We start from the raw sequence: 21,859 nt of genomic DNA on the forward strand, positions 1-21,859 counted from the left end.
GGGATGGCGCCGGCTGCACCGCCGGGTCCGGCCACGCCGTAGCCGGGAGCAGGCGGCGGCACATAGCCCGCCGGCGGAGGCGGGGGAGGCGGGGCGTAACCGGCCGGCGGGGGAGGAGGAGGCGGCGGCGCGGCGCAGCCCGTGCCGTACGGGTCGACGCACCCGGCCGGGCCACCGGCGGATGCGAGCGGGGCGAAAGCGAGTGCGGCAGCGGCGGCACACGCGGCGATCACAGGTTTTTGCAGCATGTCGACACCACTACCCTGGCCGCAACGAATCTAACCCGCTGATCACTCGCTGTGTTCGGCGATGTACCGGTCGGCGTCCTTGTCGGAGGTGTCGATATCGGTGACGGATTCGCGTTCAGCATAGAACCGGAGCCACCGCATGCCGAGGTCGTGGCGCATCTGAAGGCTGGCGCTCTTGATGAAATCGGGCATCGCCTCGCGCTCCTCTTCGTCGAGGTGCGAGCCGTTCTCCTTGCGGGCTTCGTTGACCGCCGCGAACCACTCGTCGCTGCCGGGCTCGTGCTCTCGGGACCGGCGCACCGCGTCGCGGATGGAGTTGTGGTCGGTGATCGCGTCCTCGGTCTCGTCCTCCGGATCGCCTTCCGGATTGCCCGGGTGGTCGCGCCCTCCGTGGGCCAGCAGCGCCGGGTAGAACACCGTCTCCTCGGCGTCGGCGTGCGCGTCCAACCGGGTGCCCAGCGCGTCCCAGATCGCCGCCAGCTCGTCGGGGGAGTGCGCGTCGTCGAGCCGGAAGAACTGCCGGCGGAGCCAGTCGTGATCGGCGTAGATGAGATCGATGATGTCGGCCATGTGTCCAGGCATACCCGGGTTTCTCCCCGAGGAACCCGGGTACCACGGGGCGGTGGAGCAGGACACCGAGCAGCGTTTCGATGTCGTCGTCGTCGGGGGCGGGAACGCCGGAATCAGCGCGGCGGCACGGTTGCTGCGCAAGGGCTTTCAGCGGATCGCCGTGGTCGAGCCGCAAACCGTGCACACCTATCGGCCGCTGCTGTCCTATGTCGGCGGCGGGCAGGCGAGCTTGCGCCGCGCCGAGCGGACCCAGCGGTCGGTGACGCCGTCGAGGTGCACCTGGATTCGCGACGCTGTGGTGTCCGTCGACCCGGCGGGCTCGACGGTCGAGTGCGCCACCGGTCGCCGGCTTCGCTACACCGATCTGGTGATCGGTACCGGACTGGTCCCCGACGACGACGAATTACCCGGCGTCACCTCCGCTTTGAAGACTCCGGCCGTCGCCAGCAATTACCTCGACCACGCCGAGAAGACGTGGCGGCGTATCCGCGCGATGCCGTCGGGTGGCCACGCGGTGTTCACCGTGCCGCGTGCGCCGGTCAGTTGCACTGCCACCACGATGAAGCCGTTGTTCCTCGCAGCCGCACACTGGCGCGACACGGGGCGCCTGCCGGGGGTGAACATCACCCTGGTGATCGACCGCCCCCATCTCGTGGGTGTGCCAGAGATCGATGCCCGGCTCTCGAAACGGTTGGCGGAGTTGGATGTTCGCATACTGTACGACACCGCGGTGGGCGAGCTGAAACCGGAGGCGAACGTCATCAGTGTCGGGGGCGGTGAGCACATGCACTATGACTTCCTGCATCTGGTCCCGCCGTTCCGGGGCCCGCGCTGGTTGCAGACGTCGGGTCTGACGGGGGAACAGCCCCACGGACTCGTCGATATCGACTCGACCACGCTGCAGCACCGCACCTATCCGAACATCTGGTCGGCCGGCGACGTCGCCGCAGTCGACACCGACCCGTCCGGCGGCGCACTGCGCCGGCAGATCGCGATCCTTGTGCACAACATGCGCGCGGCTCGCGACGGCACGGCGATGAAGCGCTACGACGGGTACACCGTCGCGCCGATCACCACCGACCGGCACCGGTTGATCGCCGGTGAGTTCGACCGCAGTGGACGGCTGGCGTCGTCACTGCCGTCGTTCGTCGACTCGACCACACCCAGGCGCTCGGCCTGGGCCTTCGATCGTCATGTGCTTCCGCGGACCTACTGGCACGGCATCCTCAGAGGGCGGTTGTGACCGCTCCCGGCTGACGGGTCGGGGTGATGCGGGCCTTGACGCCGTAGACCGAGGCGCGGGCGAGCAATTCCCGATAGAACTCGTCCGACACCACCGGCGTGCGGCTGAGGAGGAAGCCCGACAGGCCCGTCGGGTCGGTCACGATGGCCCACTGGTAGTCGGGATCGAGGTCGACGATCCAGTAGTTGCCGGGCGGGTTGGCGTTCGGCTTGCCGAAGAACGTCACCTTCAGCTTGCTGTTGGTGGAATCGACGGGCAGCGCAGTGCCCTGGATCGTGGACTCCGGTCCGTTGTCGAAGAAGTAGTTCCCGGAGTTCGCGACGCTGATCGACCCGTCGGGGTTCAGGCCGTAGACGGCCTTGGTGTTCACCAGCCCGATCGAGAAGAACTGCTTGACGCTGCCGACCTCGTACCAGGTACCGAGGTACGAGTCGACGTCGACGACCGGCGGGGGAGCCAGGACGACGGCCGAGGTGTCGCCGAGCACGATGTACTGGTCGGGGGCGCCGTAGATGCCGGTGCCGTCGGCCGGCCCCAGCCCCTGATACAGGTCGTTGATCCACCCGGACGCCAGCGTGTAGGCCGCCGCGGTGTTGCCGGGCGCCGAGAACCGGGTGAACAGCTGCGACAGGAGGTCGATCACCGGATTGCCGCCGAGCAGCGAGTCGACGTGGGAGCCGCCTGCCAGCGTCACCCCGACGAACTGCCCGGGTCGGGCGGCGACGAGTTCCTTGGTGGTGGCGCCGAAGAGGTTGCCGGCCTGCGGCGGCGCCGCGACCTGGTACACCGGGATGTCGCCGAGTCGGGTCAGCGCCTCGGGGACGACGTTCTTGTAGGCGAACCCGTCGAACATCACGACGCCGCGCAGATTGTCTCCGTTGTCGGGATCGGCCTCGTAGTAGCCGCCCGCCGCGGCAGCCAGACCACCGCCGGCGGAGTGCCCGCTGAGCACGAAGTCCTTCGGCAGATCGCCCGTGTAGCCCGCGGCGATGGCGCTGGTGAGGAGCTCGTTCTCATCGCCGAGGAAAAGATCGGCCACCGCCTGCTGGGTTTGCGTGCCGTTGAGCCAACAGCCTCCGCAGCGCAGCGATGGGAACGACGGGATGTTGGGCACCACGACGATGCTGTTCGTCTGCTGCGACAGGTCCTTGGCCAGCGCCGAGTAGAAGAACTTGCGGCCCATGAAGCCGTGCTGCAAATAGATGACGCCGGTGGCGTCGACTGAGCCGTCGGACTGCGTGGGGAAGTACCAGTCGGCCCGCGTCTTCAGATCCTTCTCGCCGACCGGGATGTCCAGTTTCGCCCGCCCGGTCCGCACACCGGTGACCGTGCCGGTGGCCGCGACCTGCGCGACGATCGGGGGTTCGACGGCGGCGCTCTCGGCGACCACGGATTTCTCGGCGTCGGCGTTGTGGCGCAGTGTGAGCAGCCGGGGCCGCTTGCCGGCGGCGGTGTCGGTATCGGCGGCGGTGTCGGTGTCGGTGTCGCGGAGTTTCGCGCGACCACGGGGCGTGGTGGACGTGGGTGCGGTGGCCGGATCGTCGTCGGCGCGAGCGACCCTCCGATCGCGTTTCGCCTCTCGCTTCGCCTCGGTGGAGGCGGTCCCTGCGTCGCGGGAAGGCCCTGCGTCGGTCGAGCGCGTCGGCGAGGTGTCGCCGGTGTCGGAGTCGGCGGCAGCCACTCCGTGCCCGGCGCCGAGCGCGATGCATGCACCCGCGCCCGCAGCGAAGAACCAGTAACCCCAGTGTCTTGACGTCACGGCAAAGAACCTAGACCCGCGACACCGTCTCGTGGAGAGATTTGTCGGCGACGTCAGTCAGACGTCACGTACAAAGGCAGGATGCGGGCACAACCCGAGGTGAAGATCTGTCCGGTGTGCGGTCGCCCGTTCCACAACCGGAAGAAATGGGCCTCGCGCGGGCAGTGGGATCAGATCGTCTACTGCTCGCGCCGCTGCCGTGGTGCTGCGGTCAGAAGACCCGAATCCAGTCGATGAGCATCTGCGCCGGGTACGTGCCGCCCGCGGGTTCGCGGCCTCCCGAGCCGCCGACGGCGATGTTGAACACCGGTGCCAGCGTGTATCCGGGATCGTTGAACGGCCAGTCCTGGAGCGAGTTCGCGGGCACGGTGAAGAACGGCTCCATACCGGGCTGATAGTCCTTCCAGAAGTACATGCCCGTCGGCAGCCACGTCATCCGCCAGGTGTGCCAGGCGTTGTCGACCGGGTGGCGGTCGGTGGCGAACGACGTGCCGTCCAACCGGGCGTGCACGGTGGTTCCGGACGGCCAGTCGTTGTTGCCGTACCACTCGACGAGGTCCACCTCGCCGCCGCGCACCGGGTTGTCGTTCAGGAGCCAGAACGCGGGCCACGCGCCGTCGGTGAGGCAGTCGAGCTTGATGCGCGCCTCCCACGTCGTGCCGACGGCACCGCGCCAGTTCCCGATGATCTTGGCGCTGGCGTACTTCTCCTGGATCGTCGTGCCCGGTCCGCGGGTGGCCCGGATGACGAGGTTGCCGTTGCCGTCCTGGAAGACATGCTCCTGATCGGTGACATAGCGGCCCATGTTGTAGGGCTTGTCCCACTCGACAGGGTTCCGGATGGTCTCCCGTGCAGGGACGATGAACCACCACGCCGGATCGGGCGGTGCGCCCGCCGGGCCGTTGAACTCGTCCTGGAACAGGAACACCGGGCCGGGGTCGACGTTCGCGGCCGGGGCCGGGGCCGGCGGAGCGCCGGGCGGAGCGGGGACAGGTGGTACGTCGCCGGGCAGGGGTTGTGCATGGGCGGTCGCTGTGGGCAGCGCGACGGCTGCCGCGCCCAGACCGAACATGAACATCAGGTGACGACGATCCATTTCTGGCACCGAACGACCATAAATGATCCCGGCCTTCTCGTCGCGGATGTGCACCGGTTTCGCTGCACCGCCTTGCGGCTACCTTCTGTAGCTGTGATCCTCGACGATGCCGTGCGGTTGGCCGGCCGAACGGTTGCCCGGATCGTCACCCGCCCGCCTCGGTACGAGCTGGCCGGCCGCGTCGTGTTCATCACCGGTGCCGCCAGGGGATTGGGTGCCGAGACCGCGCGCCGCGCCCACGCCCGCGGCGCGCGGGTGGCCCTCGTGGGCCGTCGGCTGGCGCCACTTGAGCAGCTGGCAGCGGAATTGGGTTCTGGCGCAGCCGCGTTCGAGGCCGACGTGACGTCCGCGGAGCGCCTGCAGCGCGCCGCCGACGATGCCGTGGCCGCCTTCGGTGGCATCGACGTCGTCATCGCCAATGCCGGGATCGCACCGCCCTCGCACACCGTCGCGACCATCGCTGCGGACGACTTCGAGCACACCGTCGACGTCGACCTGCTGGGCCAATGGCGCACCGTGCGCGCGACGCTGCCAGCGGTCCTCGAGCGCCGGGGACACGTCCTGCTGGTCGGCTCGATTTACGCCTTCTTCAACGGTGTGCTCGCGGCGCCGTACGCGGTGAGCAAGGCCGGTGTCGAGCAGCTCGCCCGAACGTTGCGGGTGGAGCTGGCGTCCCACGGCGCCACCGCGGGCATCGCCTACCTCGGGTTCATCGACACCGACCTGGCCGCCGACGCGTTCGCCGACGCGTCGGCCGCAGCGATCAGGCAGGCCGTGCCGCGGGTGTTCACCAAGGAGATGACCGTCACGGAGGCGGCCGACGCCATGTTGGACGCGATCGAGCGGCGCGCACCGCGGGTCAGCGCACCGGCCTGGGTGCGGCCGCTGCTGGCGCTGCGTTCGGTGACCACCGCGGTGATGGACGACGTGCTGCTGCACAACCGGAACGTGCAGGCCGCCATCGCCATCGCCGAACAAGGTGCGCGGCAACGCGATTCGTGAGCTAGGCGGCCACGAGGGTGGCCTGTGCGTTGCCCGACACGACGGTGAGCAGTTCCGGGATGGTCAGCTGGCCCCAGCCGGTGTTCACGGGTCCGCGGGCGGTGCCCAACCACGGCACCACGCCCGGATCGGGTGTGACGCCGAGATGGTAGGCCTGGACGCCCGGCAGGTGGTATTGGAAGAAGTTGCCGAAGAAGTCGGCGAGGAAGACCAGGTTCCTGATCGGACCCGTGTGCCACAGCGTCGCTGCGTTCAGCAGGGGTGTCATGGCGTTCGGGTCACCGATCAGCACGATGTTGCCGTAGTGCGGCTTGCTGCCCCCGCCCGGGACGTAGGGCGGCATGAGTGGTTGCAGGCCGGGCAGGTCGGTCGCCATGAAGCCGGCGGGGTCGCCGTAGGTGATGATGTTGACGAACATCGAGTCCCGGCCGTTCCCTTCGACAGTGGTGTTCATTCCCGGGGCCTCGAAGCTGACGCCGGGCAGACCGAGTTGCTGCGCGACGTACTGCGCCTCCCAGCCGCCGAGTGAGTGCCCGGTGACGAAGATGTCGTCGGCGTCGTAGCCCTGGCTCTCTGCGGCGGCTCGAACCCGCTCGGCGAAGCGCAGCGCGTCATGGAATGCGCGCGGGGTCTTCGACGTGAAGACGACCTGCAGGTCGGTGAACAGCTGAGCTCCGGCTATCAGCGGATTGAACAGCAGATTCGTTCCTCCGGTGGTGCCCTGGTAGGCGATCACGATCTGTCCATCGGCGGTGACCCACGCGCGAGCGGCCATCCCGGACAGGATGTTCGCCGAGGCCAGCTGAAAACCGTTGACGGTGAACGGGACCAGACCCTCGGGTGTGGTGCCGAGTCCGTACGCCGACGCCGACGCGTTGAGGAACTGAGCCACGGTCGGCGTCGCACCGGTCGGCGGCCCGTCGTAGGTCACCTCGGGAATGGCCGGTTGCGGCGGTGGCGTCCGATCCAGTCGGAACCACTTCTCGGTCTCGCGGAAGACCGCGAACAGCAGATCGTTGATGGGGGGAATGATCTTGACCGGCGGCTGCGGACCGCTCGTCGACGACGTGATGTCCAGCACCTGCAGCACCGTGTTGATCAGGCGCCCCGGTAGTTGCACGAGTTTGCCCAGCGGCGAGAGCGGCTGCGGCACCGGCGCCCCGGGGGCGACGGTCAGTTCGGTGACGGCCGCGACGGCGGGTTCGGTGGCGACGGCAGCCGCCGGCGGTGATTCGGAGCGGACGATCGTCAGATGTCGCGTCGGCCGCGTGGTCTCGGTGGCGGTGTCGGTGACCACCTCTGGAGCGGGTTGGGTCGCGGTGCGGGCGCGCTTGCCGACGCGGGCCTCGATGCGCTCGTCGCGCCGCGCCTCGCGGTCAGCCTGGCGCTGCTCCATCTTCTCCTGGACCCGCTCGGCGAACCGTTTCCACGAGGGGCGTTCGGGTCGACCACTCGAGTCGTCGTTGCCTGACGCCCCGGCGCGATCAGGCCGGGTCGTCGCGGCGGAGTCCGAGGAATGCGTCACCGTCGTCGTCTCGGTCTGGCCGGAATCGGCCCACGCGGGTGCGGGCGAGGCGGCTAGTCCTGCGCACAGGACGAGTGCGGCAACGCCGTAGCAAAGGCGCCGGGAGGTGTCTGGCATGGTGACAACCTACGTTGTCCTGTGACAGCAGTCACACCCAGGTGCCTCGGCGCATCACCCCGGTCACCGTCAGTTCCTCGTCGAGCACCACCAGGTCGGCGGCCGATCCGGCGGTGAGTTCGGCGCTGGGTAACCCGAGCGCGGCGGCGGGGTTGACCGATGTCTGGGCAACCGCGTCCTGCAGCGCGTCACTGCGCGAGGCGCCGCTGTGCAGGACAGCAAACCGGAGCACCTGGTCCATCGTGGCCGTGCTGCCCGCGATGGTGTCGGTACCCGCCACCCGGGCCACCCCGCCGACGACATCCACCGCCAACGGACCGAGGTCGTAGCGGCCGTCCGGCATGCCGGTTGCCGCCATCGCATCGGTGATCAGCGAGACGCGTTCGTGGCCAATGGATTTCGTCACCAGTCGGTAGATGGCCGGATCGAGGTGCACCCCGTCGGTGATCAGCTCCACGGTGACTCGCTCGTCTTCGAGCAGCGCGGCCACCGGACCCGGCTCCCGGCGATCGAGGGGACGCATCGCATTGAACAGGTGGGTGGCGACCGTCGCGCCGGCGTCGATCGCGGCCCGCGTCTGTGCGTAGGTCGCCTCGGTGTGCCCGACCGCGGCCACCACCCCTGCAGCGGTGATCTGTTCGATCGCAGCGATTGCTCCGGCACGCTCGGGGGCGAAGGTGACCATCCGGATGCTGCCGCCCCCTGCTTCGAGAACGGCGTCGATCTCCGCTGGGTCGGGGTCGCGCATCAGCCCTGGTTGATGCGCACCGCAGCGCTGCGGGGAGAGCCACGGGCCTTCTAGGTGGATTCCGTCGATGAGGCCGGCCCGCACATCGCGCGCCAACGCGGCGACCTGTCGGAGCAAGTCCTCCCGGTCGGCGGTCACCAGCGATGCGACCAGCCGGGTGCTCCCATGGCTGCGGTGGACGGCAACGGCGGTGGCGGTCTGCTCCGGGTCGGCGGCGGAGAAGTTCGCGCCGCCGCCGCCGTGAAGATGTGTGTCGACGAACCCCGGCACCACCGTGACCGGGCCGAGGTCGCGATCGGCCGGCGTCGGCGCATCGCCCTCGCCCAGCCTGCGGATGGAGCCGTCGACCACCTCGATCCATCCTGGCCGCAACGACTTTCGTCCCGTCAGTATCGCGTCGGCACGCAGCAGCACCTCAGATGCCCTGCCAGTCGGGCTTGCTGCGATACGTCTCGCGGTAGTAGTCCACCAGTTGCAGCCGCCGCGCGGCCGCGTCGTCCAGCAGCACCGTCACGTGCGGATGATGCTGCAGCACCGTCGCGGGCCACATCGCGCTCACCGCTCCTTCGACCAGGTGGTGTACCGCCTCGGCCTTGCCCCGTCCTGTCGCCACCAGCACGATGTGCCGTGCCTCGGAGATCGTGCCCAACCCCTGCGTCAGGCAGTGCGTCGGCACCGCGTCGACGTCGTCGTCGAAGAATCGGGCATTGTCGAGCCGGGTCTGCCGGGTCAGCGTCTTGATCCGGGTCCGCGACGCCAGCGACGACCCGGGCTCGTTGAACCCGATGTGCCCGTCGGTGCCGATCCCGAGGATCTGCAGATCCACCCCGCCGGCGGCGCGGATCGCCTCCTCGTACGCCGCGCAGGCGGCCGGTATGTCGGCGGCCAGGCCGTCGGGGCCCTGCACCGCACCGTCGGCGAAATCCACGCGGGAGACGAACACCGCGTCGATGACGTTGCGGTAGCTCTCGGGATGATCGGCAGGCAGTCCGACGTATTCGTCGAGCGTGAAGCCCTTGGCCTGCCGGAAGGACAGCTCACCGGCCTCGTACCGGGTCACCAGCTCGTCGTAGATGCTCAAGGGCGAGGAACCGGTGGCCAACCCGAGAACCGCGCCGGGGTTGCGTTTCAGCAACGCGGTCACCGCGTCGGCGGCCACCCGGCCGATCTCGTTCTGGTCCTGCAGGACAACGACTTCCATCAGTTGCCGGCCGTGAAGAGGCCGTCACCCGACGTCAGCACCGCACCTTCGAGCACGGCCTCGTCCGGGGTGATGTTGCCGGGCTCCCGCTCGTCCATCACCACAACGGGCACAACGGGATTCAATCCCTTGGCCACGATCGCGGGAACGTCATAGGTGGTCACCGTCTGACCCGCGGTGACCTCGTCGCCCTGGCTGACATGCGTCGTGAAACCCTCACCCTCGAGCGCGACGGTGTCCAGGCCGAGGTGTACCAGCACACCGACGTTGTCGGCCGTCATGATCACGTAGGCGTGTGGCAAGAGCTTGAGCACCTTGCCCGACACCGGGGCGACCGCCTCGATCACCTCGTGGGGAGGATCCACCGCGGCGCCGTAGCCGACCATGCCCGCGGAGAACACCGGGTCGGGGACATCGGAGAGGGGGACCGCGCGGCCCGGAACGGGGGCGATGACGGATGTGGTGCTCACAGGCGCAACTCCTTTTGTCGATCGGATGAAAGCCGATCGCACCAAGAATAGGCTTGCAGAACTTGCGCACGGGCACGAAACCGGCGAGAAGGAAGGCTGACCTGTGACGGATCGATCTGCGAAACCACAAGAAGCGCAGAGCAAGTCAGGTATGCGGATACCCGGATTCGCCCAGCTCCAACGGCTGGGCAAGAGCCTCATGCTGCCGATCGCGGTGCTGCCCGCCGCGGGCATCCTGCTACGGCTCGGGCAACCGGATCTGCTGGGCCGGATCGAGACCCCGGTCATCGGGGCCTTCTTCAAGGCGATGAGTGCGGCCGGCGACGCGCTGTTCACCAACCTGCCGCTGCTGTTCGCGGTCGGTGTCGCCATCGGATTCGCGAAGAAGGCCGACGGGTCGACCGCCCTCTCTGCGGTGGTGGGCTACCTGGTGGTGCAGGCCGTGTTCAAGACCATGTCGCCGATCGTGCTGGCCGGCGAGGTCGACAAATCCGGGGAGCAGGCGCTGATCAACTACAGCGTGTTCGCCGGCATCGTCGTCGGATTGCTGACAGCGTGGCTGTTCGACCGCTACCACACGATCGAATTGCCCTCGTATCTCGGCTTCTTCGGTGGCAGACGCTTCGTCCCGATCATCGTCTCACTGGCATGTCTGTTCCTCGCGTTCGCGATGAGCTACTTCTATCCGATCTTCGACGCCGGGCTGACCGGCCTCGGCGAGTTCATCGGCGGCTCCGGAGCAATCGGCGCGTTCGTCTACGGATTCGCCAACCGCATGCTGATCCCGCTGGGCCTGCACCACATTCCGAACTCCTACATCTGGTTCCTCTACGGCGACTACCAGACACCGGGCGGGGAGAACGTCACCGGCGAGCTGACCCGGTTCGCGGCAGGAGACCCGACCGCGGGCATCCTCACGTCGGGCTTCTACCCGATCCTGATGTTCGGTCTGCCCGCGGCGGCGCTGGCGATGATCCACGTCGCCAACAAGAAGCAGCGCAAGGTCGCGGTCGGCATCCTGTCGGCGGCAGCCCTGACCGCGTTCCTCACCGGTGTGACCGAGCCGCTGGAGTTCGCGTTCATGTTCGTCGCGTTCCCGCTCTACGTGATCCACGCGGTGCTGACGGGTCTGTCGCTGGCGATCGCCTATCTGCTCGACATCCACCTCGGGTTCTCGTTCTCGGCCGGGCTGATCGACCTGCTGCTCTACGGCACGGCGCCGGCCGCGAAGAACATCCCGCTGCTGATCGTGATGGGTGTGGTGTTCTTCGCCGTCTATTACCTGCTGTTCCGGTTCGCGATCACGAAGTTCAACATGCGCACCCCGGGCCGTGAACCCGAGAACGAGTTCGAGGCCGAAGAACAGGCGAACGTCGAGTCGGGCACGGAGGCGCCGGAAGCAGGTGCGGGGCCGACCGCCGTCGCGGCGCCGACGCAGACCGCGACCTCGTCGAAGGCCGAGCAGTTGATCGAAGCGTTCGGCGGCCGGGAGAACCTCGTCAACGTCGATGCGTGCATCACGCGGCTGCGCATGGAGGTCGCCGACAAGTCGAAGGTCGACCAGGGCCGTCTCAAAGCGCTCGGCGCGGCCGGCGTCATCGAGGTGGGTAACAACGTGCAGGCGGTGTTCGGCACTCAATCCGAGGTGCTGAAGAACGACATCCGCGACGCGCTCTAGCTCAACCGACCTTCTGTAGCTGGAACGGACTCTGCGTGACGATGCCGCCGGCGCAGCCGAAGTTCGAGTCGGACGACACCACGCCGGCGAGCGTCACGGGATCGACCGACATCGACACCACGGCGGGTTCGTAGTGCCCGTCGTCGCAGGTGAGGCCCCCGGGCTTCGACACGGTGAACACCCAGCGACCGTCGGTGAAGGTAGTCGGCGTGGTCCAGCCCTGGTTGCTGGAGACGGTGCCGGTGCACCCGGCGGGCCCGCAGCTGGTGGCGATCGTCAAGACGTTGTACGGATCGCCGTCGGCGGAGCCGTAGGTGCCGTTGAGCAGCGGGGGATCGGCGGCCGCGGCGCCGGCGAACGCGAGAACGGCGATCGCCGGCGCCGTGACGGCGGCCATCGTGCGGAGAACCCTGCGGGAAACCCTTGCCATAGTGATTCGCAGAGTACGGCCTGGTCAGGGTGGGAAGCGGCAGGCGGATTCGGTTGTGTCCGTTGTGTCGCCGAACCGAGATCTGCCACCGGCCGGGGTCAGAGCGGAATCCAGATCCCGAAGAACCAGAATCCCCACGCATGGAAGCCGGGGTCGTAGACCGGCGTGACCCGATGCCCCCAGTAGTCGAAGGGCGGCGGCGGCGGTCCCCACGGCGGGGGGAGCGGACCGTGTGGCGGGGGCGGGGGCGGGGGAGGCGGACCGAAGCCCCACGGTGCCGGTCCATCGCCCCACGGCGGCCGACGTCCGTGCCAGCCAGGACTGTCCGGCGGACCCCAGTCATGCGGCGGTGGCTGCCCGTGCCAACCGGGGCCGGGTCCCGGCTCTCCTGGCTGCGCCAGTGCAGGTCCAGCACCCAGACCGAGAACGGCGGCGCCGATGCCGACGGTCACTGCTGCGCGTGTGATGAAGGATTTCGCTGTCATCAGTTTTCCTCGTCTCGAGCTCCCCGACGCCTCCGCGACGGTACGAGCGGATCTTGGGTGCGGGCTGCAGGGCTGCTGCGGACCGCCTGACATTCCTTGTCGCCGTTCGTCGATCGCGGCGGCGTCCAGCGATCACCATCGCGTCGGTGTCGGCAGCGGCCGAAGACGTCGCATCGACCCGGCCATCTCCAGGGACATGTGCAATGCTGCCGCAAGATGGTTCGGTGGGGTGGACGTGCAATGTGCCCTTCGACATCGGCGAATTGATCCGTGACGCCGACATGAACATGTATCGGGAGAAGGCGCGGCGCAGAGGCCTGCCCGACGAGCCGTGACTCGGTCGCCCGTCAAGAATCCGGGAAGACCCGCACCGGGGCGGGCGGGTTGCGCAGCAGGGCAGGCAGAACGAAGGTCCGTAGGTAGCGACGGGTGGTGTCCGGATCAGTCGAACCCGGAAGCACGCCCATCAGCAGCGTGATCGCGGTGGAAACGAGGAACTGCGCCAGGTCCGCGGGGTCCAACCCGTCCCGGAGCCCGTCGCGATCGGCGTCGAGCGCGTCGACGAGCACGGTGACCAACTCGGTCAACGACCGGTCCTGGGCGATCAACTGGGCGATGGTGCCATCCTGGGTCTGCTCCGACAGCGTCTGCAACAGAGGATCGTCGACGAGTTCGGTGGCCACGATCACGAGACTTTCGACGAGCATGTCGGCCAGGCTCGCACCGTCGGGTAGGCGCGCCACGATCGCCTGCTGGTGCCCGCGAGTCTTGCGGGCCACCAGCTCCTCGAGCAGGCGTCGGCGGTTGGGAAAATGAAGGTACATCGCGGCGCGTGAGTAGCCTGCTTCGCGCGCAATGAGTTCCATGGTGGAGGCCTGGAACCCGCGTGCCAGGATCGACCGCTCTGCCGCATCCATCAGCACGGTCCGGGCCTCCTCGGCGGAATGGCCACCACCCGGAGGACGCCCACGCGGACGTCGCGGCGGTTCCGCTCCGGCGGCGTCAGGGGATCTGCTCATCGTGGGTCCTTCGAGTGAACAGTATGTCCGACGCTCTTGCCGTGGCGAGACTGTGGCCCTATAAATAGACGAAAGTCATCAAATGTCTATTTTGGGGGCGGGCATGCAGCGTCGGGCGGCGATCATGACGGTGAGTGTTCTGACGGCGCCGATCGCGGCGGCCCTGTTCTTGGGCACCGCGACCGCGACGGCCGAGCCGGACGCGGCGGCTGGGCGAACGGCGGTGAGTGCAGAGCGAGACCCGGGACCGCGGACCGAACCGTCGCTGCGAGCCCGCCGGGACGAAAGGGGCGACGCCCCACGACGCGGTACTCGGATGGTGCTGCGGCAGGCGTCGCCCCGAGACGACGACGCACCCCCGCGCCGTATCGGACCGAGAGTCAAAACGCGCACGCCGGCAGAGGGTTTCACCGATACCTCCGCCGTGAACCTCACGTCGGCGAAGAGCGAGCGCCCGACGCTGCGGGACAGGATCGCCCACCGTGCCGCGTCACGCGCGACAACGACGTCGTCGGTCCCCCAGGTCAGACCGTCCGTCGCGACCCGTATGGACAGCGCCGGCGACTCACCCGTGCCGAGCCCGCCGCGTCGCGCAGGCCTCCTCAGCGCCGTCGGGTCCCTGCTCGTCAACACACTCGTCGGAGCGATCCACCTCGCCGACGGGCCACCGGTTCTGCCACCGAACAGCACTGTCACCGTACGAACCTCGAGCCTCGTACTACCCATCGGCACAGGACGATCCGTGCAGGCCGACTGGTACTTCCCCGAGGACGCCGACACCTCGACGCGGCTGATCTACTTCCAACACGGCTTCCTGGCCAGCGGACCGATCTACAGCTACACGATCGCCCATCTGGCCGAACGCACCGACAGCATCATCGTCGCCCCGTCACTGTCGTCGAACTTCTTCTCACCGTCGGCGGAGTGGCTGGGCGGCTCCACCATTCAGCGTGCCGTCGCCGACCTCTTCGTCGGCGACCGTGGGTCGCTCGTCGACAGTGCCAGTGCCGCAGCCGGATACGAGGTCACGCTGCCCCAAGAATTCGTTCTCGTCGGCCATTCGGCCGGTGGCACGCTGGTCACCAGCGTCGCCGGCTTCCTCGCCGACAGCGGGGCGATCGGCGACCTCCAGGGCATCGTGATGCTGGACGGCGTCGAACCGGCCGGATCACCGTTCGTCAGCGACGCGCTGTCCAAGCTGACCGGCGCCGACTACCGGCCCATCTATCTCATCTCCTCCGACCGGTACTTCTGGAGCCGCAACGGCGACATGGCCGACAAGCTGCAACTCGCGCGGCCCGGCGACTTCACCGGCGTCAACCTCGTGGGCGGTCGGCACATCGACTACATGCTGGGCGGCAACAAGATCATCCAGTTCTTCGAATACCTCACCGCCGGCTTCTCGAAGCCGCAGAACATCGAGGCGGCCGAGATCCTCACCGCCGGCTGGGTCGACGACCTGTTCTCGGGGACGGCGTCGCAGGGTGTCTACGGGTCACCCGGGGCGAGCATCGCGATCCCCACGTCTGCGGGCATCGCCGACGCCGTCGTGCTGCCGTTGGGTTATCCGTCGCGCCCGGTCTGGAATCCCGTGCTGGAGGCGGTGCTGACCGCGATCTTCGACTCCGGTGGCCGCAACTGGTTCGTCTACGAACCGTTGCCGGGGCACGAGGTTCCGGTCAGAAAAGCGCTGTCGCCGTTGTGGTCTCGGAGGCCTGCCGTGCACCCGGCTGGCGCGTCTTGGTGATGATCCCTCGGACACCGCTGGCTTTCGCTTCGGCCCTCAGCGCCTGGTACTGCTCGGTGGTGACGACGGGGTCCCGGCTGAGGATGAACCCGCTCAGGCCGGTGGGGTCGGTGACGATCGCGTACTCGTAGTCGTCACCGAGGTCGACGATCCAGTAGTTGCCGGGCGCCTTGTTCGACGGCGGCCCGAAGAACGTGACGTTCAACTTGGCGTTGGTGTCGTCCACCGGTGAGGCCGTGCCGTTGATCGACGACTTCGGGCCCCTGTTGAAGAAGTAGTTGCCGGAGTTGACCACCTTGATGGTCCCGTCGGGGTTGAGGCTGTATTCGGCCATGGTGTTGACCAAACCGACCGAGAAGAACTGTTTGACGCTTCCGACCTCGTACCAGGTGCCGAGATAGGAGTCGACGTCGACCGACGGCACGGTCACCGGGGTGGGCCGTGCAGCTGGACGTGCCACGGCAGCACTCAGCGCGGCCAGTGCGTCGGCGATGGGGCGCTTCGCAGGTTTCGGCGGTGCGGAGTCGCTGGCCGCCTCGGTGGCCGACGTGCTGCGCCGCAACGGCTTTGACTCCGTGCCCGAGTTGGACGACTGCCGCGCGGCCACGCGCTCGGCTCTCCGTTCAGCGCGGTCGGCGGCGCGCTCCGACCGTTCGGCCGCCCGCTCCGTTCGCTGGGCGGTGCGTTCGCTGCGGCGCGCATCCCGACGGTCCTTCGCAGTCGAAGTCTCCCCGCTGGACTGGGTCGCGCTGGGGCTGGAGTCTGCCGAACCGGTGTCTGCCGCGGCGGTGCCCGCTCCGAGGCCGAGGGCCAGGCTCGCGCCGGCGGCGCACGTGACCAGGGACAACTGCCAGCGACGATGCGTGATCATGATCGAGAATGTGACCAACCGTCGACCGCGACAAACCGATCTGACGTGGACGTCAGAAATCGGTGCGCCCGTGGAGCCGATGACGGGAATCGAACCCGCGTATTCAGCTTGGGAAGCTGATGTTCTGCCATTGAACTACATCGGCCGTGTTACGAAGGGCAAGGCTAACACGTGCGAAACCTCACCTGGTGTGCGCTCAGATCGCAGATCGGGCGCACAGCACGATCGGGCCGCACACCAGGCGAGGTCGCTGCGTCAGAGCGCGGACACCGCCGGCAACGGTGTGATCGGCACCGTCACCGAGACCGCCGCCGTCGCGCCGCTCGAATCGGTGGCGGTGACGACGAACGTGTCCTCCTGCGGTTTCGCGCCGAACCCTCCCGGGCCTGTCGCATAGAAGCTCTGCGGCAGACCGAGCGGCCGGTCAGCCGCCCACGTAGTGACCACGATCGAGACCCGCTGGCCCGCCATCAGGTCGAGCGTCACCTCGGGACAAAAACTCTTGCCACCGCCACACCCGGTCACCGCGACGGCGTGTGTCCCGGCGTCGTCGTTCAGCACCAGAGCGCCCGTCTCCGGCGAGTCGGGGTCGAACGTTCCGCTGTACACGATCATCAGGGTGTCCTCTGGCGCCTGGCTCTGGCCGATCGTGTACGACTGCGTGGCGGTGGCCGTGAAGGACGTCGCGATGTAATTGCGGGTGGCATCGCGTCCGGTCAAGTCCGAAAGATCGTTCAGGCCAAGTGCAGTGCTGGCGAACGTACCCTGCTTGACCTGGGCGGGATCGCTGAATGTGATGGTTGCGCCATTTCCACCGCCGCCGTCCCGGAACTCCTCGTTCGGCAGGTACACGAACGCCCCGGTGTCCGGGTCGATCGTCACGGTGCCGTACTGCGTGGTGGCCGGCGCGCTGTAGGTGACCGTGCCGCCGTCAGGGTCCGTCGCGGTGACGGTTCCGCGCACCTCTGTTGTCGTCGGGTCACCGGCGCCGACGTTCACGCCGGTGATCACCGGGGCGTCATCCACAGCGTTGACGACCACGGTGACGGTCGCGGTGGCCGTCGTCGTGCCGTCGGTGACGGTGTAAGTGAAGGTGTCGGTGCCGTTGTAGTCGTCGTCGGGGTCGTAGCTGATGGTGCCGTCGCGGTTGATCCAGAGATCGCCGTGCTCCGGTTGGGTGTAACCCTCGATCGAGAGTTTGTCGCCGTCGATGTCGGTGTCGTTGGCCAGCAGATCAGCGGGGTTGACGATGAGCAGCCCGTCTTCGTCGACGGTGACGCTGTCGTCGGTGGCCACGGGCGGGTCTTTGACGGGATCGACGGTGACAGTGACTGTGGCAGTGGCGGTTTCGGTGCCGTCGGTGACGGTGTAGGTGAACGTGTCGGTGCCGTTGTAGTCGTCGTCGGGGTCGTAGCTGATCGTCCCGTCGCGGTTGATCCAGAGGTCGCCGTGTTCGGGCTGGGTGTAGCCGTCGATGCTGAGGTTGTCGCGGTCGATGTCGGTGTCGTTGGCCAGCAGTTCGGCGGGGTTGACGATGAGCAACCCGTCTTCGTCGACGGAGACCCCGTCGTCGGTGGCGACGGGCGCGTCGTTGACGGGGTTGACGCTGACGGTGACTGTTGCGGTGGTGGTCTTGATCCCGTCGGTGACGGTATAGGTGAAGGTGTCGCTGCCGTGGAAGTCGTCGTCGGGGTCGTAGCTGATGCTGCCGTCGCGGTTGATCCAGAGATCGCCGTGCTCCGGTTGGGTGTAGCCGTCGATGGACAAGTCGTCACCGTCGGGGTCGGTGTCGTTGGCCAGCAGGTCGGCGGGGTTCACCACCAGCAGTCCGTCCTCGTCGACAGAGACGCTGTCACTGCCGGCGACAGGTGCCCGATCGGTCGCGGCGACGTTCACGGTGATGACTGCCCAGTCGCTGTGCCCCCCGAACAGACCGTGCACGTGGAAGTCGTCGCGGTTGTAATCGGAGACCCGCACCAGGAATCGGTCACGGCCGCCGGTGAGCGCGAACTCGTTGTCGGCGTCGTAGGTGAAGGTTCCGGTTGCCGGGTCGACGGTGACGGTGCCGTGCTTGGGCCCGAAGAGTCCGCGGCGGACCCGGTAGGTCAACGAATCGCCATCGGCGTCCGTGCCGTTGAACGCGATCGGAACGCTCACGTCGTCGTACTCGTCCAGCGTCACGTCGACCTGCTGGTTGTCCAGCACGGGCCGGCGGTTGAACAGCGTGCGCCGCGACTCCCGGCCCGCCGCGCTCAGCATGGTCCACAGACCGGTTCCGGCGGGCGCATCGGGCGTTGCAGGGGTAGCGGGCGCGGCAGGTTGGTCCAACTCGACAGTTGCTTTCGTGTCGTTAGCGACCTCCACGTGGGGTGCGGTCGCCACCGCGGTCGAGGTGACGACCTTTCGTGCCGGTCGAGACGTGCTGACTCGCGTCGGCGCGATCGACTCTGCGGGCTTTTCGGCGGCGGCGGGTGTGTCGGACCGCTCGACGGTGGGGTCCTCGCCGGCGTCCTCTGTCGTCGAACGTGCCGGTGTATCCGCCTTTGGCGCCGTGGCGCGGCGGTGGCTGCGCGACGGCGCATCATCAGCTTCCGTCGCGTCTCCGTTCACCTCGGAGCTGACCTTCTTGTCCGCCTTCTTCTTGCCGCGGGACGGAGAGGTGTCCGACGGCGCTGCATCCGGCCGCGACACCGACCGATTGTCCGAGGACGAGCTGCTGATAGTGGAGTCGCTGTCAGCCGATGCGACACCGGTCGCGCCGCTGGCAACCGCAAACCCGACTCCCAACGCGACAGCTAATGCGCCGACTCGGCCGATGTGTGCGCCGCCGGCAGTCGCCGCCGCAGTCGTCCCCGCCTGGCGATCAGTTGCCCGAACGTTCATCTGTGAATCCCCCAATTGTCTGCCCGGAATCGGTGTTTGCGGCACAGCGGTGGAACGTGTGGCCGTGGTGGCAACCCGGGCAGCAGCGCAGCACGACAACACGCGGGATCGAAGAGAGACACCAGCCGTCGCGTCACGCGACCATCCCCGACAGCAAAACTGGCGACGATGTGGAAGCTAACACGTGTTCGCACAATGGGGCGGGAATCTGTGAGAAAAATTGTTGCGGACGTAAGATCTTCTGTGAATTTTTCGCACCCGATTCACAGCAGGGCGGTCTGCTCTGCGCCGCGCCGCCTGCTACCGGGGCGATTCCCGCCGTTACTCTCGTCCCGTGCTGCTCTCCGACCGTGACATTCGGGCCGAGATCGACGCCGGGAGGCTCGGCGTCGACCCGTTCGACGACAGCTTGATCCAGCCGTCCAGCGTCGATGTCCGGTTGGACTCCTTGTTCCGCGTCTTCAACAACACGCGCTACACCCACATCGACCCCGCCCTACGGCAGGACGACCTCACCACGCTCGTCGAGCCCAAAGAGGGGGAGCCCTTCGTGCTGCACCCCGGTGAGTTCGTGCTCGGTGCGACGCTCGAGCGGTGTTCGCTGCCCGACGATCTGGCGGGTCGGTTGGAGGGCAAGTCGTCGCTGGGTCGTCTCGGCCTGCTGACCCACTCGACCGCCGGCTTCATCGACCCGGGTTTCTCCGGTCACATCACGCTCGAGCTGTCGAACGTCGCGAACCTGCCGATCACCCTGTGGCCCGGCATGAAGATCGGCCAGCTCTGCCTGCTGCGGCTCACCAGCCCCGCCGAGCATCCCTACGGCAGTGACAAGGTCGGCTCCAAGTACCAGGGCCAGCGCGGTCCCACGCCGTCGCGGTCGTATCAGAACTTCCTGCGGTCGACCTGACGTCCAACTGACCGCGGGCGGGAATCTCCGCGTGGCGGGTAATGTCATAACCACTGGCGCGCCGGCCGCGCCTCACCGCCGTGCAGCTAACCGCGACGTGTGTAACGCCGTGGCCGTCCGCGTCGATGAAGTACTAGTTGTCGGCGCTCAACCTGCAGGTGGGCCCATACAACAACCAGGCTGCAGCAAACTTTTTTGGAGGGGTCGAGTGGACATCGTTCTCGGTGTGTCGATGACACCTACGACGGTCCGCATGGTGCTGGTGGAGGGCGAAAAAGCGGACGGCGTCACCGTCGATCACGACGTCTTCGACGTCACGTCCGCTGAGGCGTCAGCAAACGTCGCCGAGCAGGTGGTCGCAGCCGTCCAGGGCACCAAGGAAAGCGCGGAGTCCGGCGGGCATCACCTGAAATCCATCGGTGTCACCTGGAGTGACCACACCGAGGCGAGCGCTCTTCGTGACGCGCTGTCCGCGCACGGCATCGACGACGTCATGCTCGTCGCCGAGAGCCACGCTGCCGCGTCTCTCGCGCAGGCGGTGGGACGCGCGGTCGGATACGACACCACCGCTCTGCTCTTCGTCGACCGCGACACCGCGACGCTGTCGGTGGTCCGCACCGACGACGGCTCGGTGGTCAAGGTGCTCAGCCGTTCGCTGCACAGCACCGACGCGATGGCCGTGCTCACCGAGATGGCGCACGCGGTGGCCGCGCAGGATGCCCCACCGCAGGGCATGTTCGTCGTCGGTTCCGGCGTCGACGTCAGCTCCGTGAAGTCTCATCTCGAACATCTCGTCGACCTCCCCGTCAGCGCGCCCGACGACGCGGATCTGGCACTGGCCCGGGGTGCAGCGCTGGCATCGGCCGCTGCACCCGCGTTCGAGGCGACGACCGTGGGGCTGGCCTACTCACAGGACCCCGACGGTGACACCGCCGGCTCGGTCTACGCCGGGCTCGCCGGCGCGGACACCCAACTCGCGCCGGTCGGCGCCGAGGTGGTCGACGAGTTCGCCCAGACCGAGATGCGTGAGGCCGAGGAGGGGCGCAAGCCGTTCCTCCTTGTCGGCAGCGCGTTGACGTCGGTGTTCGTCATCGGTGTCGTCGCCCTGGTGATCTCGCTGGCGGTCAGCATCCGCCCGACCGTCGACTCGCGGCCCAGTCCCGCGCAGGCGGCCATCGTGCCGACCAGCCAGGCACCCGCGCCCGCGCCGATCGAGCAGGCCGCCCAGGTGCCCGCCGATCCGCCGCCGTCGGCCGAGACCATCAAGCCTCCGGTGCCGGTCGCGGTGCAGCAGACGCCGCAGGCTCCCCGCACCGTGTTCGTGGAAAAGCCTGCGCCTGCGCCCGCAGCTCCGGCCCCCGCGCCTGCTCCTGCGGCACCCGCCCCGGCGCCTGCTCCCGTGGCCCCGGCCCCGGCGCCGCCGGTCGTCGCGCCGGTTCCCGCTCCTGTGGTGGTTCCGCGGCCGGTGATCGTGGTGCCCCAGCGGCAGTGGCCGGTGTTCTCGCCGCCGAAGCCGGCATGGACGTGGCCGAGCAAGCCGGAGGCGCCTGAGCCGGATGAGCCCGAGACCCCGCAGTGGACGCCGCCGGTGACGCCGCCGCAGGTTCCCCAGGTGCCGCAGACGCCGCAGTGGCCCGGATCGAACTCCGGCAGCGGCCGCGGCAGTGACGACTACGGGTCCGGCGGTTTTGGTGGCTCCAGCGGGTTCGGTGGCTCGGGTGGCTCCAGCGGCTCCGGCTCGTCGTCGCGCGGCGGATCGGGCAGCGGCTCCTCCGGTGGCGAGAAGTGCTTCCTGATCTTCTGCGCCCCCGGCGGGGGCCGCGGGTAGCGGCCAGCCCACTTCGCGCGAAAGTGCACCCA

The 21,859-nt window shown here is 68.1% G+C and carries 20 protein-coding genes, 1 tRNA gene and 1 pseudogene; 8 read left to right on the forward strand and 14 right to left on the reverse strand.

Features of this window, described 5'->3' with window-relative positions:
- Both MHN84_RS15920 and MHN84_RS15925 read right to left on the reverse strand, forming a co-directional pair.
- Window positions 1–248: pseudogene (locus MHN84_RS15920) on the reverse strand (hypothetical protein); the annotation flags it as partial.
- A 42-nt stretch (window positions 249–290) separates the two neighbouring features.
- On the reverse strand, window positions 291–818 hold the full coding sequence (locus tag MHN84_RS15925) for a hemerythrin domain-containing protein (RefSeq protein WP_241205503.1): 528 nt from the start codon (window positions 816–818) through the stop codon (window positions 291–293).
- 52 nt (window positions 819–870) lie between these two features.
- Between MHN84_RS15925 and MHN84_RS15930 the strand changes: the two genes are divergently transcribed.
- A complete protein-coding gene (locus MHN84_RS15930; protein WP_241205504.1) occupies window positions 871–2,061 on the forward strand; it encodes an FAD/NAD(P)-binding oxidoreductase in 1,191 nt (396 codons plus the stop codon).
- Here the strand turns inward: MHN84_RS15930 and MHN84_RS29890 are convergent.
- Window positions 2,045–3,820 carry a lipocalin family protein gene (locus tag MHN84_RS29890; protein ID WP_308192952.1) on the reverse strand — a complete coding sequence of 592 codons (1,776 nt, stop codon included), beginning with the start codon at window positions 3,818–3,820 and terminating at the stop codon, window positions 2,045–2,047. The two genes, MHN84_RS15930 and MHN84_RS29890, sit on opposite strands and share 17 nt — an antisense overlap.
- Window positions 3,821–3,901: 81 nt before the next feature.
- On the opposite strand from MHN84_RS29890, the gene MHN84_RS15940 reads away from it, so the two are divergent.
- On the forward strand, window positions 3,902–4,057 hold the full coding sequence (locus tag MHN84_RS15940) for a DUF2256 domain-containing protein (protein ID WP_241205505.1): 156 nt from the start codon (window positions 3,902–3,904) through the stop codon (window positions 4,055–4,057).
- Here the strand turns inward: MHN84_RS15940 and MHN84_RS15945 are convergent.
- Window positions 4,032–4,916, reverse strand: coding sequence for a family 16 glycosylhydrolase (locus MHN84_RS15945; RefSeq protein ID WP_241205645.1), 885 nt, complete (start codon window positions 4,914–4,916; stop codon window positions 4,032–4,034). The genes MHN84_RS15940 and MHN84_RS15945 overlap by 26 nt on opposite strands.
- A gap of 93 nt (window positions 4,917–5,009) precedes the next feature.
- On the opposite strand from MHN84_RS15945, the gene MHN84_RS15950 reads away from it, so the two are divergent.
- Window positions 5,010–5,918, forward strand: a complete 909-nt coding sequence (locus tag MHN84_RS15950; protein WP_241205506.1) for a short-chain dehydrogenase/reductase — start codon at window positions 5,010–5,012, stop codon at window positions 5,916–5,918.
- Window position 5,919: 1 nt separating this feature from the next.
- Here the strand turns inward: MHN84_RS15950 and MHN84_RS15955 are convergent, their stop codons facing one another.
- The 4 genes from MHN84_RS15955 to MHN84_RS15970 are packed head-to-tail and all read right to left on the reverse strand — an operon-like array spanning window position 5,920 to window position 9,979.
- Window positions 5,920–7,560: a hypothetical protein gene (locus MHN84_RS15955; RefSeq protein ID WP_241205507.1), complete on the reverse strand. Its 1,641-nt coding sequence runs from the start codon at window positions 7,558–7,560 to the stop codon at window positions 5,920–5,922.
- Window positions 7,561–7,591: 31 nt separating this feature from the next.
- Window positions 7,592–8,722: an N-acetylglucosamine-6-phosphate deacetylase gene (gene nagA, locus MHN84_RS15960; RefSeq protein ID WP_241205508.1), complete on the reverse strand. Its 1,131-nt coding sequence runs from the start codon at window positions 8,720–8,722 to the stop codon at window positions 7,592–7,594.
- A 1-nt stretch (window position 8,723) separates the two neighbouring features.
- Window positions 8,724–9,509 carry a glucosamine-6-phosphate deaminase gene (gene nagB / locus MHN84_RS15965; protein ID WP_241205509.1) on the reverse strand — a complete coding sequence of 262 codons (786 nt, stop codon included), beginning with the start codon at window positions 9,507–9,509 and terminating at the stop codon, window positions 8,724–8,726.
- Window positions 9,509–9,979 carry a PTS glucose transporter subunit IIA gene (locus MHN84_RS15970; RefSeq protein ID WP_241205510.1) on the reverse strand — a complete coding sequence of 157 codons (471 nt, stop codon included), beginning with the start codon at window positions 9,977–9,979 and terminating at the stop codon, window positions 9,509–9,511. The genes nagB and MHN84_RS15970 overlap by 1 nt, the downstream gene beginning before the upstream one ends.
- Window positions 9,980–10,130: 151 nt before the next feature.
- On the opposite strand from MHN84_RS15970, the gene MHN84_RS15975 reads away from it, so the two are divergent.
- Entirely contained in the window at window positions 10,131–11,657 is a 1,527-nt protein-coding gene (locus tag MHN84_RS15975; protein ID WP_241205511.1) for a PTS transporter subunit EIIC, read from the forward strand.
- A gap of 1 nt (window position 11,658) precedes the next feature.
- Here the strand turns inward: MHN84_RS15975 and MHN84_RS15980 are convergent, their stop codons facing one another.
- Together MHN84_RS15980 and MHN84_RS15985 are read right to left on the reverse strand one after the other, a co-directional pair.
- Window positions 11,659–12,087 (reverse strand): hypothetical protein, encoded by a 429-nt coding sequence (locus MHN84_RS15980; protein ID WP_241205512.1) that lies wholly within the window; start codon window positions 12,085–12,087, stop codon window positions 11,659–11,661.
- 98 nt (window positions 12,088–12,185) lie between these two features.
- Window positions 12,186–12,572: a hypothetical protein gene (locus MHN84_RS15985; protein WP_241205513.1), complete on the reverse strand. Its 387-nt coding sequence runs from the start codon at window positions 12,570–12,572 to the stop codon at window positions 12,186–12,188.
- A 203-nt stretch (window positions 12,573–12,775) separates the two neighbouring features.
- Here MHN84_RS15985 and MHN84_RS15990 point away from each other — a divergent pair, with 203 nt between their 5' ends.
- Window positions 12,776–12,907 (forward strand): GGDEF domain-containing protein, encoded by a 132-nt coding sequence (locus MHN84_RS15990; RefSeq protein ID WP_241205514.1) that lies wholly within the window; start codon window positions 12,776–12,778, stop codon window positions 12,905–12,907.
- Between the two features lie 12 nt (window positions 12,908–12,919).
- On the opposite strand, the gene MHN84_RS15995 is transcribed toward MHN84_RS15990, so the two are convergent.
- Entirely contained in the window at window positions 12,920–13,591 is a 672-nt protein-coding gene (locus MHN84_RS15995; protein ID WP_241205515.1) for a TetR/AcrR family transcriptional regulator, read from the reverse strand.
- An 82-nt stretch (window positions 13,592–13,673) separates the two neighbouring features.
- Between MHN84_RS15995 and MHN84_RS16000 the strand changes: the two genes are divergently transcribed.
- The gene (locus MHN84_RS16000; RefSeq protein WP_241205516.1) at window positions 13,674–15,338 is read left to right on the forward strand and encodes an alpha/beta hydrolase; all 1,665 of its coding nucleotides are present in this window, start codon (window positions 13,674–13,676) and stop codon (window positions 15,336–15,338) included.
- Here the strand turns inward: MHN84_RS16000 and MHN84_RS16005 are convergent.
- The 3 genes from MHN84_RS16005 to MHN84_RS16015 form a co-directional block, all read right to left on the reverse strand.
- The gene (locus MHN84_RS16005; RefSeq protein ID WP_241205517.1) at window positions 15,271–16,209 is read right to left on the reverse strand and encodes a lipocalin family protein; all 939 of its coding nucleotides are present in this window, start codon (window positions 16,207–16,209) and stop codon (window positions 15,271–15,273) included. The two genes, MHN84_RS16000 and MHN84_RS16005, sit on opposite strands and share 68 nt — an antisense overlap.
- A 71-nt stretch (window positions 16,210–16,280) precedes the next feature.
- Window positions 16,281–16,354: transfer RNA gene (locus MHN84_RS16010), tRNA-Gly, on the reverse strand.
- A 110-nt stretch (window positions 16,355–16,464) separates the two neighbouring features.
- Complete coding sequence (locus MHN84_RS16015) at window positions 16,465–18,900, reverse strand: Ig-like domain-containing protein (RefSeq protein ID WP_241205518.1); 2,436 nt, start codon at window positions 18,898–18,900, stop codon at window positions 16,465–16,467.
- A gap of 526 nt (window positions 18,901–19,426) precedes the next feature.
- Here MHN84_RS16015 and dcd point away from each other — a divergent pair.
- A complete protein-coding gene (gene dcd, locus MHN84_RS16020) occupies window positions 19,427–19,999 on the forward strand; it encodes a dCTP deaminase (RefSeq protein ID WP_241205519.1) in 573 nt (190 codons plus the stop codon).
- Window positions 20,000–20,207: 208 nt separating this feature from the next.
- Complete coding sequence (locus MHN84_RS16025) at window positions 20,208–21,827, forward strand: hypothetical protein (protein ID WP_241205520.1); 1,620 nt, start codon at window positions 20,208–20,210, stop codon at window positions 21,825–21,827.
- The last annotated feature ends 32 nt before the right edge of the window (window positions 21,828–21,859 follow it).

Origin of the sequence: Mycobacterium sp. PSTR-4-N, assembly GCF_022348085.1 — a bacterium.
In the GTDB taxonomy this organism is placed as follows: Bacteria; Actinomycetota; Actinomycetes; order Mycobacteriales; family Mycobacteriaceae; genus Mycobacterium.

Excerpts from the sequence above, each read along its gene's own strand:
- nagB (WP_241205509.1), bottom strand. The coding sequence starts at position 9,509 with ATGGAAGTCGTTGTCCTGCAGGACCAGAACGAGATCGGCCGGGTGGCC.
- MHN84_RS15985 (WP_241205513.1), bottom strand. The coding sequence starts at position 12,572 with ATGACAGCGAAATCCTTCATCACACGCGCAGCAGTGACCGTCGGCATC.
- MHN84_RS16005 (WP_241205517.1), bottom strand. The coding sequence starts at position 16,209 with ATGATCACGCATCGTCGCTGGCAGTTGTCCCTGGTCACGTGCGCCGCC.
- MHN84_RS15995 (WP_241205515.1), bottom strand. The coding sequence starts at position 13,591 with ATGAGCAGATCCCCTGACGCCGCCGGAGCGGAACCGCCGCGACGTCCG.
- MHN84_RS15945 (WP_241205645.1), bottom strand. The coding sequence starts at position 4,916 with ATGGATCGTCGTCACCTGATGTTCATGTTCGGTCTGGGCGCGGCAGCC.
- MHN84_RS15990 (WP_241205514.1), top strand. The coding sequence starts at position 12,776 with ATGCTGCCGCAAGATGGTTCGGTGGGGTGGACGTGCAATGTGCCCTTC.
- MHN84_RS15955 (WP_241205507.1), bottom strand. The coding sequence starts at position 7,560 with ATGCCAGACACCTCCCGGCGCCTTTGCTACGGCGTTGCCGCACTCGTC.
- MHN84_RS16000 (WP_241205516.1), top strand. The coding sequence starts at position 13,674 with ATGTCTATTTTGGGGGCGGGCATGCAGCGTCGGGCGGCGATCATGACG.
- MHN84_RS15925 (WP_241205503.1), bottom strand. The coding sequence starts at position 818 with ATGGCCGACATCATCGATCTCATCTACGCCGATCACGACTGGCTCCGC.
- MHN84_RS15940 (WP_241205505.1), top strand. The coding sequence starts at position 3,902 with ATGCGGGCACAACCCGAGGTGAAGATCTGTCCGGTGTGCGGTCGCCCG.
- MHN84_RS15980 (WP_241205512.1), bottom strand. The coding sequence starts at position 12,087 with ATGGCAAGGGTTTCCCGCAGGGTTCTCCGCACGATGGCCGCCGTCACG.
- MHN84_RS15975 (WP_241205511.1), top strand. The coding sequence starts at position 10,131 with ATGCGGATACCCGGATTCGCCCAGCTCCAACGGCTGGGCAAGAGCCTC.